Source organism: Pseudarthrobacter niigatensis, from assembly GCF_030812615.1.
Classification (GTDB): domain Bacteria; phylum Actinomycetota; class Actinomycetes; order Actinomycetales; family Micrococcaceae; genus Arthrobacter; species Arthrobacter niigatensis.
In genome coordinates, this window is the sequence record NZ_JAUSTB010000004.1 from 330,612 (window position 1) to 345,335 (window position 14,724).

Annotated in this window: 13 protein-coding genes; 7 read left to right on the forward strand and 6 right to left on the reverse strand. The window is 66.8% G+C overall.

Annotated elements, in window-relative coordinates:
• The first annotated feature begins 6 nt into the window (after window positions 1–6).
• Window positions 7–264 carry a hypothetical protein gene (locus J2T23_RS08710; protein ID WP_141158423.1) on the forward strand — a complete coding sequence of 86 codons (258 nt, stop codon included), beginning with the start codon at window positions 7–9 and terminating at the stop codon, window positions 262–264.
• A 109-nt stretch (window positions 265–373) separates the two neighbouring features.
• Here the strand turns inward: J2T23_RS08710 and J2T23_RS08715 are convergent, their stop codons facing one another.
• Complete coding sequence (locus J2T23_RS08715; protein ID WP_307359010.1) at window positions 374–2,851, reverse strand: ATP-dependent DNA ligase; 2,478 nt, start codon at window positions 2,849–2,851, stop codon at window positions 374–376.
• A gap of 40 nt (window positions 2,852–2,891) precedes the next feature.
• On the opposite strand from J2T23_RS08715, the gene ku reads away from it, so the two are divergent.
• From ku to J2T23_RS08730, 3 genes are all read left to right on the forward strand, one after another.
• Complete coding sequence (gene ku, locus J2T23_RS08720) at window positions 2,892–4,016, forward strand: non-homologous end joining protein Ku (protein WP_307359012.1); 1,125 nt, start codon at window positions 2,892–2,894, stop codon at window positions 4,014–4,016.
• A 147-nt stretch (window positions 4,017–4,163) separates the two neighbouring features.
• Window positions 4,164–5,012 carry a class I SAM-dependent methyltransferase gene (locus tag J2T23_RS08725; RefSeq protein WP_307359014.1) on the forward strand — a complete coding sequence of 283 codons (849 nt, stop codon included), beginning with the start codon at window positions 4,164–4,166 and terminating at the stop codon, window positions 5,010–5,012.
• Window positions 5,009–5,440 carry an SRPBCC domain-containing protein gene (locus tag J2T23_RS08730; protein WP_307359015.1) on the forward strand — a complete coding sequence of 144 codons (432 nt, stop codon included), beginning with the start codon at window positions 5,009–5,011 and terminating at the stop codon, window positions 5,438–5,440. Before J2T23_RS08725 ends, J2T23_RS08730 begins: the two co-directional genes overlap by 4 nt.
• 122 nt (window positions 5,441–5,562) lie before the next feature.
• On the opposite strand, the gene J2T23_RS08735 is transcribed toward J2T23_RS08730, so the two are convergent.
• From J2T23_RS08735 to J2T23_RS08755, 5 genes are all read right to left on the reverse strand, one after another.
• A complete protein-coding gene (locus J2T23_RS08735) occupies window positions 5,563–5,841 on the reverse strand; it encodes an HPr family phosphocarrier protein (RefSeq protein WP_141158418.1) in 279 nt (92 codons plus the stop codon).
• A 66-nt stretch (window positions 5,842–5,907) separates the two neighbouring features.
• Window positions 5,908–7,998, reverse strand: a complete 2,091-nt coding sequence (locus tag J2T23_RS08740) for a PTS fructose transporter subunit IIABC (RefSeq protein WP_141158417.1) — start codon at window positions 7,996–7,998, stop codon at window positions 5,908–5,910.
• 2 nt (window positions 7,999–8,000) lie between these two features.
• Window positions 8,001–8,981 carry a 1-phosphofructokinase family hexose kinase gene (locus J2T23_RS08745; protein ID WP_307359018.1) on the reverse strand — a complete coding sequence of 327 codons (981 nt, stop codon included), beginning with the start codon at window positions 8,979–8,981 and terminating at the stop codon, window positions 8,001–8,003.
• The gene (locus J2T23_RS08750; RefSeq protein ID WP_141161390.1) at window positions 8,978–9,784 is read right to left on the reverse strand and encodes a DeoR/GlpR family DNA-binding transcription regulator; all 807 of its coding nucleotides are present in this window, start codon (window positions 9,782–9,784) and stop codon (window positions 8,978–8,980) included. The genes J2T23_RS08745 and J2T23_RS08750 overlap by 4 nt, the downstream gene beginning before the upstream one ends.
• 259 nt (window positions 9,785–10,043) lie before the next feature.
• Window positions 10,044–10,301 carry a DUF6458 family protein gene (locus J2T23_RS08755; RefSeq protein ID WP_141158415.1) on the reverse strand — a complete coding sequence of 86 codons (258 nt, stop codon included), beginning with the start codon at window positions 10,299–10,301 and terminating at the stop codon, window positions 10,044–10,046.
• A 174-nt stretch (window positions 10,302–10,475) separates the two neighbouring features.
• Between J2T23_RS08755 and J2T23_RS08760 the strand changes: the two genes are divergently transcribed.
• The 3 genes from J2T23_RS08760 (at window position 10,476) to J2T23_RS08770 (ending at window position 14,517) form a co-directional block, all read left to right on the forward strand.
• A complete protein-coding gene (locus tag J2T23_RS08760) occupies window positions 10,476–11,093 on the forward strand; it encodes an alpha/beta hydrolase (protein WP_141158414.1) in 618 nt (205 codons plus the stop codon).
• Window positions 11,094–11,295: 202 nt separating this feature from the next.
• Window positions 11,296–12,033 carry an HAD family hydrolase gene (locus J2T23_RS08765; protein ID WP_141158413.1) on the forward strand — a complete coding sequence of 246 codons (738 nt, stop codon included), beginning with the start codon at window positions 11,296–11,298 and terminating at the stop codon, window positions 12,031–12,033.
• Window positions 12,034–12,171: 138 nt separating this feature from the next.
• Complete coding sequence (locus J2T23_RS08770) at window positions 12,172–14,517, forward strand: glycoside hydrolase family 65 protein (protein ID WP_307359026.1); 2,346 nt, start codon at window positions 12,172–12,174, stop codon at window positions 14,515–14,517.
• The last annotated feature ends 207 nt before the right edge of the window (window positions 14,518–14,724 follow it).

Genomic DNA, 14,724 nt, shown 5'->3' on the forward strand with positions numbered 1-14,724 from the left:
TAGACCATGGAAGAATCCAGCCAGTTCCACATCAAGCCTGAGGTCGCGGACCACCTTGCCGCAGCCATGGACGCACCTGTGGCCCCCGGACCCGCAGCAACCGGGGCGGGCATCCCCTTGGCAGGGCAGGGCGGTTGGCCGGACGGCTACGGGAAGCGGCAGCACCCGAAGGACCGCAACGCGGGGCATGGGCGGATGGGCCACGAGGCCGCCGTGGTGGCGGTCCACCGGACCGGCCGGCCGCAGATGCCGCACTCCTCGTAGGCGACACCTGGAACCACTCTCGACACGCAAATTACCTGGCGCCCCCGAAATTCGGCGGGCGCCAGGTAATTTGCGCGTCGTGGGATGGTTGGCGCGTCGAAAACCCGGGTCAGCTTTCCCGCACCACGTCCGACGGGTCCTTGTCCACGCGCCAGCCCCGCCAGCGAGGATGCCGAAGCCTGCCGGGCCCCGTCCATTCGCTGTAGGTTACTTCGCCTACCAGCTCCGGTGACACCCAGTGGGCATCGGCGGAATCCGGGCGGGGCACGTCGTGGAAGGGCGACGTCTTCCGGCCAAGGCGTTCCACCGTCTGCCGCAGTTCCGTAAGCTCCCGGCTGCTGAAACCAGAACCCACGCGGCCCACGTACTGCAGCTTGCCGCCGTCGGGAATTCCCACCAGCAGCGACCCCACGGTGTCCTGGCGGCCGCCCTTTCCCGGCCGCCAGCCACCCACCACCACCTCCTGGGTTTGCTCCGTCTTGAGCTTGATCCAGGTCCTGGTCCGCTGCCCGCTCGCGTAGCGGCTGTCCGTCCGCTTGGCCATCACCCCTTCAAGGCCAAGCTCCCGGGCGCTGTCGAGGAGGAGGTCCACGGATTCCTCGAGCACCATGGACAGGTCCACCGGGCAGCCGGAGGGCGCAAAAAAGTCCTCCAGCCGCTGCCTCCGGGTGCTGAGGGGCAGCCGCCGGAGGTCCTCTCCGGTGTGGAACAGGAGATCGAACAGCATCAGCTGGACCGGAATGGCCGTACGGGCTTTGGCGACGTCGGCCGCCCGGGTGAGTTTCATCCGCCCCTGCAGCAGGCCAAAGTCAGGCCTTCCGCCAGGCCCGACGGCGATAATCTCACCATCAGCCACGAACGGCTGCTCCGGCCAGCAGGCCCGGTCCGTGAACTCGGGGTAGGTCCTGGTGACATCATTGCCGTTGCGGGAGAAGATCCGGATCTTTTCGGTGTCCGCTACCAGAAGGGCCCGGACACCGTCCCACTTGAGCTCGTACTGCCACGCACTTCCCTGAAGGTCTGCCGCCGTCCCGGCGGTAGCCATCATAGGTGCGTAATCCAGGGGGTCCGCGGATGCGCTGATGCCGGGTGCCGGGGCAACGTCAGGCTCTTTTCCGCTGGTGCCCCGGGACGGTTCCTGTGCCGCCGGAGCCGCATGCCGCCGTCGTCCACCCTGCTTTTCCTGGTCCATCAGGTGGATGAGCCACTGGCCGCCGTCGTCCGTGCCCTGGCCGCGTCCGGTGTGGATGAGCGCCACTTTCCTGCTGCCGCCCAGGCCGCCGCCTTCGGATCCGTCCAGCGTGACGATGACTTCCTTGCCGTTGATCCACTTGTGCAGCTGGTACGTGCCGGTGTCCCAGATAGTCATTTCACCTGCCCCGTACTGCCCCTTGGGAATGGTCCCGTGGAAGGTGAGGTAGTCCATGGGATGGTCCTCGGTCTGGACCGCCAGGTGGTTTTTGTCCCCGGCCTCGGGAATGCCTTTGGGCAGCGCCCATGACGCCAGGACGCCTTCGTGTTCCAGCCGCAGGTCCCAGTGCAGCCGGCTGGCGTGGTGCTCCTGGATGACAAAGCTGTTGCCGCCGGAGGGGATCCCCGCAAATGGTTCGGGTGTTTCCCGCGGGTCCCGCATGGAGCGGTACCTGCCCAGGCGCGGGTCGCCGTCGTGCGTGTCCTCCTGGCCGGCGGCACCTGCCGCAGCGTTGACGACGGCGGCGAACGGGTCCTTGCCGTCGCTCACCCGGCGCAGCACCTCCTGGTAGTCCAGGTGCTTGAGCTTCGGCGACTGGATTTCCCGCCACGTCCGCGGGGCTGCCACCATGGGCGTAGGCCTGCCGCGCAGCGAGTAGGGGACCACGGTGGTTTTCGCGGCATTGTTCTGGCTCCAGTCCACCAGCACCTTGCCTTTTCGCAGGGTTTTCTTCATGTCGCTGACGGCAAGGTCCGGGTGGTCCGCTTCAAGGGCGCGTGCCAGTTCCCGGGCAAAGGCGGAGATCTGTTCCGAGGTCTGGGTCCCGTCCAGCGCCGCGTAGAGGTGGATGCCCTTGCTGCCGCTGGTGACCGGCACCGGGTCCAGCCCCACATCCTCCAGGATGGCCCGCGCCAGCAGGGCCACCTCCCGGCATTCCGGCAGTCCGGCGCCCTCTCCCGGGTCCAGGTCCAGCACCAGCCGGTCCGGGTTGAGCTGGTTGCCGTGCGAATCCACCCGCCACTGGGGCACATGGATTTCGAGCGAATTGATCTGGCCGAACCACGTCAGCGTTGCGGCGTCATTGACCAGCGGGTAATGGATGGTCCGGTCCTTGTGGGTAATCGCCGCCCGCGGCAACCAGCCGGGCGCCGAATCCTCCAGGTCCTTCTGGAAGAACACCTCGCCGGGTTTGTCCGCGGTGCCCACTCCGTTGACCCACCGCTTGCGGGTGGCCGGACGGTTGGCCGCGGCCGGGATCAGGACGTGGGCCACCGCGGCATAGTAGGCCAGCACGTCGGCCTTGGTGGTGCCGGTCTCCGGATAGATGATTTTGTCCAGGTTGGTGAGCGTTAATTCGCGTCCCGCCACCCGGACACGTTCCCTACTGCCGGCCACGGGTCTTCACCTCCGGCCCGCACTGATGTTGACTGTATGAATGAGAGCCATCTGGAAAGGTGCCATCGCGTTCGGGCTGGTCAACGTGCCCGTGAAGGTCTACAGCGCCACTGAAGATCATGACATCAGTCTGCACCAGGTCCACAACGCCGACGGCGGCAGGATCCGTTACCAGCGCCGGTGCGAGGTCTGCGGGGAGGTGGTGGACTACTCGGACATCGAGAAGGCGTTCGAGGAGGACGGCCGCACGGTGGTGCTGTCCAAGGACGAGCTCAAGTCCATTCCCGCCGAGAACAGCCACGAAATCGAGGTGGTGCAGTTCGTACCATCCGAGCAGCTCGAACCCATGATGTTCGAGAAGAGCTATTACCTGGAGCCCGATTCCAAGTCGCCCAAGGCCTACGTGCTGCTCCGCCGGGCCCTGGAGGACACGGACCGGGTGGCCATTGTCCAGTTTGCGCTGCGGGAGAAGACGCGGCTGGGTGCCCTGCGGATCAAGGACGACGTCCTGGTGCTGCAGTCCCTGCTCTGGCCCGACGAGGTTCGCCAGGCAAGCTTCCCGTCACTGGAGGCGGACATCAGGATTTCCGCGCAGGAACGTGACATGTCCGCGGCCCTGGTGGAATCCATGGCTGCCGACTTCGAGCCCGGGTCCTTCACCGACGAGTACCAGGTGCAGCTCCGCCAACTGATCGAGGCCAAGCTGGAACAGGGCGAATCGCTGGATACGGAGGAGACTTTCGGCGTCGAGGCCGGCGAGGGGGGCAAGGGCGAGGTCATCGACCTGATGGAAGCCCTCAAACGCAGCCTGGACCGAAAGCGCGGCGGTGGCGAGGCCGCCTCGGCTGATGGCGCGTCCGACGACGAGGCGGACGCCGGGGACGAAGAGGCTGGGCCCGCCAAACCGGCACGCAGGACCTCCGGCACCAAGGCGGCCGCGTCCAGGACGGCGGCCGTGAAAACCGGGACGGACGACGCAAAACCTGCCCGGTCATCTGCCAAATCGACCTCCGCTTCCGCCAAGTCCACGGCATCGAAGTCTGCTGCGGCCAAGTCAACGGCGTCCAAGTCCGCCGGAGGGAAATCGACGGGCACCAAAACGTCCGGGACGAAGGACGCAGCCAAGCCCGCCGCCAAGACCACCAGGGCCCGCAAGCCGGCGTGACCGGCTGCGCTGGACGGGGCTGCCTGCCGCCCGGCAACAGCGCCTTTACAGCAGCCTTCATCGCGTCCACAATGAGTCGCATCACGGCCTCCGCTGTGCCAACAGCGTGCTGTCACCGATGAACCGGACACGTAGAGGGGCACGGACATGAGCCAGCAGACCGATGCAGTGGAGGCGGACCGGGAGCTAAAGAAAAAGCACCGGGCCATGTGGGCGTCGGGGGACTACCCCGCCCTGGCAGACGAGATGCTCCTGGAACTGGGAGCCGTCCTGGTGGAGGCCTGCGGCATCAGATCGCGCCAACGTGTCCTTGACGTAGCGGCAGGAACCGGCAACGCGGCCATCCCGGCGGCCATGATGGGCGCCAAAGTGGTGGCCAGCGACCTCACCCCGGAGCTTTTCGAGGCGGGACGGCGGGAAGCGGCCAACCGGGGCGTCAGCCTGGAGTGGCAGGAAGGGGATGCCGAGGCCCTGCCGTTCGGCGATGCGGAATTCGATGTGGTGATGTCCTGCATCGGCGTCATGTTCGCGCCGCACCACCAGGCGGCAGCCGACGAGCTGCTCCGGGTGTGCAAGCCGGGAGGTTCCATCGGCCTGCTGTGTTGGACGCCGGAAGGATTCATCGGGCAGATGTTTGGCGTCCTGAAGCCGTTCGCTCCGCCGCCCCCGCCGGGCGCGCTTCCGGCCACGCTGTGGGGGAGCGAAGAGCACGTCCGGGAACTGCTGGGCGGGAGGATCACGGACGTCCGCACCCGCAAGCAGAACCTTGCCGTCAGGAGCTTCCACCAGCCCGGGGACTTCGTCAGGTACTTCAAGTCGCACTACGGACCCATCATCTCCGTGTACAAGTCGCTCGCCGAGGACCAGGAAAAGGCCAAGGCCCTGGACAAGGCCCTGACCGACCTTGCCGATTCCTTCGGTGATGCTCACGGCGATTCCCCGTTCCAGATGGAGTGGGAGTACCTGCTCTTCACGGCAAGAAAGGCTGCAGCATGACCGAAAACCATGTAGCAACGTCCGTCACCACCATCGACGCCGAGCCGGAGCGTGTGTGGGAGGTGATCACCGACCCCGCCGCCGTGAAGGAGTTCATGTTCGGGGCCACCCTGCACACTGACTGGAGGGTTGGCAGCCCCATCACCTGGGAGGGTGAGTGGGAGGGGAAGCCCTTCCAGGACAAGGGCAGGATCCTGGCGGTCGAGCCGGGCCGGAAACTGGTGTACACCCACTTCAGCCCGTTGTCCGGCCAGGCGGACCAGCCGGAGAACTACCACACGCTCGAATGGACGCTGGAGGACCAGGACGGTGCCACAAAGCTTTCGCTGTCGCAGGACAACAACCCCAGCGAGGAAGCTGCCGCGCACTCCAAGGGCATGTGGGACAAGCTCGTGGCGGACGTAAAGGCGCTCGCTGAGCGCGGCTGACCCACGCCGCCCCGCCGGGGTGCCCAAGGCTTAAAGCAAAGCGGCCGTCGTCGGACGTTTCCCTTTCGGAGGAAAGCCCGACGGCGGCCGCTCGCATTGCGCTGGCTGAGGCAGCGTGGCTGCTACTCGGCGTCGTGGTCCGTTTCCAGGATCTGCACCAGGCGGTCCAGCGCGTCCTCCGCGCCGGCACCTTCGGCGCGGAGGACCACCACGTCGCCGTGCGAGGCGCCCAGGCTCATGAGGGACAGGATGCTGGCGGCATCCATGGCCTCATCGGCCGGCTCGCCTTCACGGGCAATGGTGATGTCCAGGTCGAATTCTCCGGCTGCCTCGGCAAAGATGGCGGCCGGGCGGGCGTGCAGGCCCACGCGGCTGGCAACGGTTGCGGTGCGTTCTGGCATTTTTGCTCCTTTAGTCTTTCGGCGTGCTGATGGTTCAGCGCCGGGAAGGTATGTGGCTAAACCGGATCAGACGGTTACGGGAACCGGTTCAACCGTATCAACGGTCTTCTTGACTGCCCAGCGCTTCAGGGCGATGACCGAGAGGGCGGTGATTACCGTACCGACGGCGATCGATACGACGAACATCAGGAAGTTGTCGATGGCGAAGAAGACGAACAGGCCGCCGTGCGGTGCCTTGGATCCGACGCCGGCAGCCATGGAGATGGCGCCGGTCACCGCGCCGCCCAGCATGCTGGCGGGGATGACGCGCAGCGGGTCTGCGGCGGCGAACGGGATGGCGCCTTCGGAGATGAAGGACGCACCCAGCAGCCAGGCTGCCTTGCCGTTCTCCTGCTCCGCCAGGCTGAAGAGCTTCTTGTTCAGGACAGTGGAAGCCAGCGCCATGGCGAGCGGCGGAACCATGCCCGAAGCCATGACGGCGGCCATGATCTGCCACGGTGCCTGGTTGTCGATGGTTGCGGCCCCCAGGCCGGCGACGGCGAAGGAGTAGGCAACCTTGTTGACGGGACCGCCGAGGTCGAAGCACATCATCAGGCCCAGGATCACGCCGAGCGCGATGGCGCCGGCACCGGTCAGGCCGGACAGCCAGGCGTTCAGGCCCTTGGTGATGGCAACGATCGGGCCGCCCAGGATCAGGAACATCAGGCCGGACGCCACCAGCGATGCCAACAGCGGGATGATCACCACGGGCATCAGGCCACGCAGCCAGCGGGCTACCTGCAGGCGCCCCACCACGTGGGCGATGTAACCGGCGAGCAGGCCGCCGACGATGCCGCCGAGGAAGCCGGCTCCCATGAATCCGGCCACGGCACCGGCGACGAAGCCGGGGGCGATGCCCGGGCGGTCAGCGATTGCGTAGGCGATGTAGCCGGCAAGTGCAGGGACCAGGAACCCGAGTGACAGGGCGCCGATCTTGAACAGCACCGCACCCAGGTAGGCGCCCAGCGGACCCCACGCGTTGTCCGGGAACTCGGTGGGCAGGTTGAACAGGCTGTTCTGGACCACGATGTTGTCCGCGTACTTGGTGATCAGGTAGCCGCCCATGAGGAAGCCGAGGGCGATCAGGAGGCCGCCACCTGCCACGAACGGGATCATGTAGCTGACGCCGGTGAGCAGGGCCTTCTTGAGCTTCTGGCCGATGTGCTCGCCCTTCTCCTCAGCCTCGTGCTCGGCCTGCTCCTCCGCGCCGAAGTGCGGGACGCGGCGGGCGTGGGGGTTGTCGGCTGCGGCGAGTGCTTCCTGGACCATCTTGTCCGGCTCGTCGATGCCGCGCTTCACGGGGGCGTTGATGACGGGCTTGCCGGCGAAGCGTTCCTTTCCGCGTACGTCAACGTCCACGGCGAAGATCACGGCGTCGGCGGCCGCGATGACGGCGGGGTCCAGTGCCTTGGCGCCGGAGGATCCCTGGGTTTCCACCTGCAGGTCGACGCCCACTTCCTTGGCGGCTGCCACCAGGGAGTCGGCCGCCATGTAGGTGTGGGCGATGCCGGTGGGGCATGCGGTCACGGCCACGAGGCGCTTGGGTCCGCGGCCTGCGGAAGCTGCCGGAGCACCTGAATGGGCGCTGCCGGCGGCGGCACCAACAGCTGCGCCGGCGCCCACGGGCACTGCGTCAGCCGGGGCAGCTGCAGCGTGCGCGGCAGGCTTGTCCGCCAGTGCGCCCTCCACGAGCTCCACGATCTCCGCCTCGGAGGAGGCGTTGCGGAGGGCCGCGGTGAAGTCCTTCTTGATGAGGGAACGGGCCAGCTTGGAGAGCAGCTTGAGGTGCTCCTGGTCCGCCCCGTCCGGAGCGGCGATGAAGAACACCAGGTCAGCGGGCCCGTCCTTGGCGCCGAAGTCCACCTTCGGATTCAGGCGGGCCATGGCCAAGGTGGGCACTGTGACGGCGGCGGAGCGGCAGTGCGGGATGGCGATGCCGCCGGGGATGCCCGTGGCGGTCTTCTGCTCGCGGGCGAACGCATCGGCGAAGAGGCCTTCGACTTCTGATGCGCGTCCGGTGGCAGCTACCTTGCTTGCCAGATGCCGGATCACCGTCTCGGGGGCGTTGCCCAGGTTCTGGTCGAGCTCGACCAGGTCCGTGGTGATGAGCTGGGTCACTGTCAATCCTTTCGAAGGGCCGTGATGGTCACGGCATCCGGGGTGGTTTGGTTTACTGCCGGAACAGTGGAACCCGGCAGCGAGGCAGCGGCGGCACCGTGGGCCACCGCCTGGCGAAGGCAGTCGGCGGGGGCGGCGCCCCGGCCGTGGGCAAGCAGGTAGCCGGCAAGCGCGGAGTCGCCCGCGCCCACCGTGCTGACTGCGGCGACCGGCGGATGCGTGGCCAACCACGCGCCGTCGGCCGTGACGAGGACAGCTCCCTTGGAACCGAGAGTGGCCAGCACAGCACCCACACCGGAACGTACGACGGCGGCTGCGGCGGCTGCGGCAGCCGTTGGGTCCGCTTCCAGTTCGTCACCGGATGCCGGGGGGAAGCCGGCAGCTGCGGCCAGCTCAGCCAGTTCCTCGGCGTTGGGCTTCAGGAGGTCCGGCATGCCCTCCGCCCCGTCGGTGAGGGCGGCAGCGAGGGGCGGTCCGGACGAGTCGACGGCGATGCGCGGGGCGGCGCCGTCGGCGGAGGAACGCAGGCGCTGGGCCACCGTCGCGTAGAAGTCTGCGGGGAATCCGGGCGGCAGCGAGCCGGCCAGGACCACCCAGCCGGCACCGCGGGAGCTTTCCACCAGGAGCTTGAGGAGGGCTTCCTGCTGGTTCCCATCCAGCGCAGGGCCGGGCTCGTTGATCTTGGTGGTTACGCCGCCGGGCTCGGTGAGCGCCACGTTGGTGCGCAGCGGCTCGTCGATGGGAAGCGAAACGAAGGGTACCGCGCTTTCGCGCAGGCCGGCCAGGACGGGGTCGCTGTCCGCGCCGGGGAGGACGGCCAGGGATTCCAGTCCGGAGGCCACCAGGGCACGGGAGACGTTGACGCCCTTGCCGCCGGACTCCTGCCGGACGGAGACGGCCCGCTGGACCTCGCCGCGTTCCAGCGGGCCGGGGAGGGCTACGGTGCGGTCAAGGCTGGGGTTGGCCGTGAAGGTGACGATCATGCGACCACCACATCAACGCCGGCCTCTTCCAGGGCTGCTGCGAGTTCAGGTCCGGGTTCACTGTCTGTAATCAAGGTGTCCAGATCTTTCAGGGAGGCGAACTGGACCAGGGTTTCCGTGTCCAGCTTGGAGGAGTCGGCCAGCACCACAATGCGGCGTGCCGACTGGACGAAGGCTGCCTTCACGGCGGCTTCTTCAGGATCGGGAGTGCTGACGCCGAAGGTGGCGTGGATGCCGTTGGTCCCGATGAACGCGATATCAGGGCGGATCCGGGCGGCGGCGTTGACCGTTGCCTGCCCTACGGCCACCTGGGTGAGTCCGCGGACCCGGCCGCCCAGGATCTGCAGGGCAACACCGGGAACGTTGGAGAGTTTGCTGGCAATGGGTACAGCGTGGGTGATGACCACCAGTTCGTGCCGGGGGCCCGTTCCCTCGGAAGGCTCGACGGCGGCGCGGCGGGCGAGCAGGTCGGCAAGCACCTCTGTGGTGGTTCCGCCGTCCATCAGGACGCTGGCGGATGAGTTCCGGGGTATGAGGGCGAGTGCTGCCTCGGCGATGCGGACCTTCTGGTCCGGCCGCTGGATGGCCCGTTCGGTGACGCTTTCTTCCGTGGTGCTGAAGCGGTCCGCCGCGACGGCTCCGCCGTGGACGCGGCGCACCGTGCCGGCGTTTTCCAGGGCGGCGAGGTCCCTGCGCACCGTTTCGGTGGTGATACGGAAGCGCTCAGCCAGCAGGGTCACGCTGACCCGGCCGCTGCCGGCGACAAGCTCGGCAATCTGTTGCTGGCGCTCTTCGGCGAACACGTACCCTCCGTTGCGTAGGTCCTGCTGGGTGCCCGCCTCTTCCGTTCCCGGCTTCGGCGTGACTGGCATCACATTGATGTTGAGTTACTTGACTTTATCTTTGGTTCTGTTGGTTTGTCAATGGAAACCAACATGAAACAAGATCCGGTGTGGAATCTTTGCGGGGGCATGGAAAAGCCGGGCTGGACACGTGGTGGTCCAGCCCGGCTTTTCGGGTTCATCAGTGGTGGCCCGGATCCCGTTCCCGGTGGCGGCGTCGTTAGATACCGCCGTCCCGGCTCTCGTGGCGGGTGATGCGTTCGCCCGTGTTGGGATCGATGACGGAACGCGATTCGCTGACCCGGCGGCTGCGGCCGGGGGAGGCAAGGATCAGCGATGCGATCAGTCCGATCACGCCCACGGCCATCAGGATGTATCCCACCAGTTGCTGGTCCACAAAGGGGATCAGTCCGGGGGCTACCGCCCAGGCAAGGATGGCGCCGAGGGCGATGAGGAAGATTGATGAGCCGATTCTCATGACTTGCTCCTTATGGCCGCGGCCTGCGCGGCGCTGGTAGGGCGATACGGGAGGGTGGTGCGTACACTGCCAAAAGCTAAGCCTGCTGTCTGTCAAGCGTCACGCTACCGTCCGGTCGTTGCGGATTCAATGATCCGGGCGGGGCGTCGGCTTCCGCGTGGTTAGGCTTGACCAGTGGAAACAGTTGTGTGGTCCAGGCCGGAAGGCCAGCGAGCCGGCACTCCCTTGCTGGTGATGATGCACGGTTACGGCACGGATGAGTCGCGGATGGTGCGCCTGTTCGAATACTTGCCACAGGAGTTCACCTTCGCCGCGCTGCGGGCCCCTATGCCCATCGGTGACCACTGGGGCTGGTTCCTGCTCGACTACTTCCTGGCAAACGATTTCGCTGATGTCATCTCCGCAGCAACTGCGGTCCGGACCTGGATCAACGGAGTGAGGGACCAGCACAGCAGCGTCACCCTGATGGGGTATTCGCAGGGCATGGCCATGGCCAGCACGCTCCTGCGGCTGCACCCGGACGACTACAAAGCGGTTGTGGGACTGTCCGGCTTCGTGCTCAACAACGAGCTCCTGTCCGCGATGGACTCCTTCGACACCAAGCCTCCGTTCTTCTGGGGGCGGGACAAGGCGGACCTGGTGATCAACGAAGACGCCGTTGCCTACACCGCCGGGTGGCTTGAAGAGAACACGCTGTTGACGGCCCGGACCTACCCGGGCATGGGGCACGCCATGTCCAAGGCCGAAATGGTGGACGTCAGCGCCTTCCTGCGCCACTACGTGCTGCGCTGACTGTGTGACTGCCCCATCGGTGGGTACGAAAAAACAGTTGCCAGCGAAATTTGCAAGCGCTTACACTCGTCTACGGCCATGATCGGTCCTGCAGTGGGCGGACAAGGAAGTGATGCTGCGCGCATGAGGCGCAGCAGTACCTTCCTTAAGGCTGTCCCGGCAGGGCCGGCTGTCCACGAACCGAAAGGACACCGCACTGCCGATGACTCTGGAAACTGCAGCCAAGCCCGCCGACTGGACCGGCGCGGCGGCAATCCTGTTTGACCTGGACGGGGTCCTGACCCCGACGGCCACCGTCCACGAGCGTGCTTGGCAGGAATTGTTCGACGGCTACCTTGCCTCGCACCCGGAGGTTCCCGGGTACCGGGAAAGCGACTACTTTGACCATATCGACGGCAAACCCCGCTTTGACGGAGTCCGTGACTTCCTGGCTTCGCGGGGGATCACGCTGCCGGAAGGCCCCCTTGACGACGATCCGGCAAACGAGACCGTCCATGGCCTGGGCAACCGCAAGAACGCCGTCTTCAATGACATCGTGAGTGCCGGCGTCGAACCGTTCGAAGGCTCGGTGCGCTTCCTCGAAGCCGCGCTTGCCCGCGGACTCAAGGTCGCCGTCGTCTCCTCATCCCGCAATGCCCCCGCCGTCCTGGAAGCCGCCGGCCTCAGCCGCCACTTCCCGGTCGTGGTGGACGGCGTGGTGGCCGCGGAGCAGGGGCTGCCCGGCAAGCCGAGCCCCGCCACGTACGAGTACGCAGCCAAACTGCTGGACCTCTCCAGTCCGGAGTGCGTGGTGGTGGAGGACGCAGTGTCAGGGGTCCAGGCCGGACGCGCGGGCTCCTTCCACTCCGTCATCGGCGTGGACCGGGGCGCGGGCCGCCAGACGCTCCTCGACGCCGGCGCCACCCTGGTGGTCAACGACCTCCAGGAACTCATCCCCTAAAATCCGCAGGACCCCCGTTGCCTTCCCCGGGGCAACACCGCTGCTTCCCCGGCAGCGCCCATCCCAGTACCACCCTTCCCCCGAATACTTCGTGCCGGCCAGTCCGGCACCACAGCAAGGCCAAAAGGACCCCCAACCATGGCACTGATTTCCGCGGACCGCGACCGGTTCCCCGATACTCCCTGGCAGATCGTCGAAACGCGCTACGAAGCCGACGCGGCGGGAACCCTGGAGACCCTGTTTGCCCTGGGCAACGGGCACCTGGGCATCCGGGGCGCCCACTGGGCCGTGGCCGATGCCGAACTGCCGGGCAGCTTCATCAATGGCCTGCACGAGATCTGGGACATCAAGCACGCCGAAAATGCCTTTGGCTTTGCCCGGACGGGGCAGCGCATCCTCTACATCCCGGACGCCAACAACTTCGCGGTGGTGGTGGATGGCGAAAGCCTGACCCTCGCCGAATCGGAGGTGCAGGAATACCGGCGCAGCGTCGACTTCTCCACCGGGATCTACGAGTGCCGCATCACGTGGCAGTGCCGGTCCGGCGCCACGGTGACCACCACTGAACGCCGCGCCGTTGGTTATGAGTCCCGCGGCAGCCTGGGCATCTCGCTGGAGGTGGCCGCGGACCGGCAAATCTCCCTGGACGTCACCTCTGCCGTGATCAACCGCCAGGACCAGCCGGTGGAAGACCACTCCGTGCACGATCCCCGCCGGGCCGGACGCCACGCCGGCAGGGTGCTGCTCCCTGTGCGGCTCGACGGCGGCGACGGGTCACTGCGTTTGTCCTGGGAAGCGGCTGAATCCAAGCAGCGCGTTGGCCTGGCAGTGGACCACTGGACCTCCGCCGGGCAGCAGCCCTTTGAAACCGTGGTGGACCAGGACCACAGCACTGTCCGGTACGTCCTGGCGGTTGATGCCGGCGAGCCTTTCCGGCTGGAGAAGAGCGTCAGCTACGTGGCCGGGCGCAGCATCCAGGACCCGGACGTGGATGCGGCCGCGGTGGCTGAGGAGGCCCTCAGCCCGGTGGACAGCATCTTTGCCGAGAGCATGGCCCACTACCGCGCCTACTGGGCTACCTCCGACATCGTGGTGGAGGGCGGCCGGCCCGGGCTGCAGCAGGCCATCCGCTGGAACCTGTTCCAGCTTGCCCAGGCCACGGCGCGTGCCGATGTGGCCGGTATCCCCGCCAAGGGCGTGACGGGCTCAGGCTATGAAGGGCACTACTTCTGGGACCAGGAGGTGTACCTGCTGCCGTACCTCACCTACACCAACCCCGACGGAGCCCGGCAGGTCCTCGAGTTCCGCCACGGCATGCTTCCCGAGGCCAGGATCCGGGCGAAGGAACTGAGTGTGGACGGCGCCCTCTTCCCGTGGCGCACCATCAACGGGCTCGAGGCCAGCGCCTACTACGCGGCCGGTACCGCACAGTTCCACATCGCCGCCGCCATCGCCTTCGCCACCAACAGGTACCTCTGGGCTACCGGGGATGCCGCGTTCCGGGACGGCATGGGTGCGGAACTGCTGATCGAGACGGCCCGCATGTGGATCTCCCTGGGCTTCTTTGGCAAGGACGGGCTCTTCCATATCCACGGCGTCACCGGCCCTGATGAGTACACGGCCGTGGTGAACGACAACCTGTACACCAACGTCATGGCCCGCTTCAACCTGCGTGCTGCCGCGGCGCTCGAGCATGCCGGCATCACCCAGGAGGAGCGCCAGCTGTGGGAGGCTGCCGCCAACCGCATGCAACTGCCGTTCGATGACCGGATGCAGGTGCACTCGCAGGACAACGACTTCATGACCCTGGAAGCATGGGACTGGACCACGCCCCGGTCGAAGTATCCGCTGCTCCTGCACTTCCACCCGCTGGTGATCTACCGGCACCAGGTCCTGAAGCAGGCAGACACCGTCCTGGCCATGTTCCTGCAGTGGCAGGACTTCACCGCAGGTGAAAAGCAGCGGGCCTTCGACTTCTACGACCCCATCACCACCGGTGACTCAACGCTTTCCGCCTGCGTCCAGGGGATCATGGCGGCAGAAGTGGGCTATTCGAGGGAGGCGCTGGAGCACTTCACCAGTGCCGCGTTAATCGACTTGGATGACACGCATGGCAATACGATCGACGGCGTGCACATCGCCTCCAGCGGGGGAGTGTGGAGTTCGCTGGTATGCGGGTTCGCGGGAATGCGGGACCAAGGCCCGGTCCCGTACTTCGATCCCCGCCTGCCCGCGGAGTGGGAAAGTCTGGCCTTCCACCTGAAGATCCGGGGCCGCCTGCTGTTGGTCCAGCTCGCCTCCGGATCCATCACCTTGACGGTCCAGGACGGCGCCCCGCTGGAGGTGGATGTCCGCGGCCGGCGGGTGACGGTGGGCAACACGCCCGTGCAGCTGCCGTTGGAGCCAGTCGCAGAGCCGGAACCCACGGTGTTCCCCAGCGGGCTGCCGACGGCGAGTATCCCCGTGGTGCGCGGCAACAGCTGAGCGGGTTGCCCCGCAGCGCCCCGGGAGCCTTGCGGGGCCGTGCTGACTTTCCTGCCGACGTCCGGCCTGGTGCCCCCCAAAACAGCACCAGGCCGGCCCGCCGTCATTCAGCCGGCGAGGAGGGTGGCGGCTTCCTGGCGGGTGGTGCCGGAGTCCTGGATGCCTTCTGCGATGTGGGCGAGTTCGGCGGGGATGTCGCGGCCTTTT

Bases quoted from the DNA above. Each gene is read 5' to 3' on its own strand.
- J2T23_RS08765 (WP_141158413.1), top strand. From the start codon at position 11,296: ATGACTCTGGAAACTGCAGCCAAGCCCGCCGACTGGACCGGCGCGGCG.
- J2T23_RS08730 (WP_307359015.1), top strand. From the start codon at position 5,009: ATGACCGAAAACCATGTAGCAACGTCCGTCACCACCATCGACGCCGAG.
- J2T23_RS08755 (WP_141158415.1), bottom strand. From the start codon at position 10,301: ATGAGAATCGGCTCATCAATCTTCCTCATCGCCCTCGGCGCCATCCTT.
- J2T23_RS08725 (WP_307359014.1), top strand. From the start codon at position 4,164: ATGAGCCAGCAGACCGATGCAGTGGAGGCGGACCGGGAGCTAAAGAAA.
- J2T23_RS08735 (WP_141158418.1), bottom strand. From the start codon at position 5,841: ATGCCAGAACGCACCGCAACCGTTGCCAGCCGCGTGGGCCTGCACGCC.
- J2T23_RS08745 (WP_307359018.1), bottom strand. From the start codon at position 8,981: ATGATCGTCACCTTCACGGCCAACCCCAGCCTTGACCGCACCGTAGCC.
- J2T23_RS08770 (WP_307359026.1), top strand. From the start codon at position 12,172: ATGGCACTGATTTCCGCGGACCGCGACCGGTTCCCCGATACTCCCTGG.
- ku (WP_307359012.1), top strand. From the start codon at position 2,892: ATGAGAGCCATCTGGAAAGGTGCCATCGCGTTCGGGCTGGTCAACGTG.
- J2T23_RS08710 (WP_141158423.1), top strand. From the start codon at position 7: ATGGAAGAATCCAGCCAGTTCCACATCAAGCCTGAGGTCGCGGACCAC.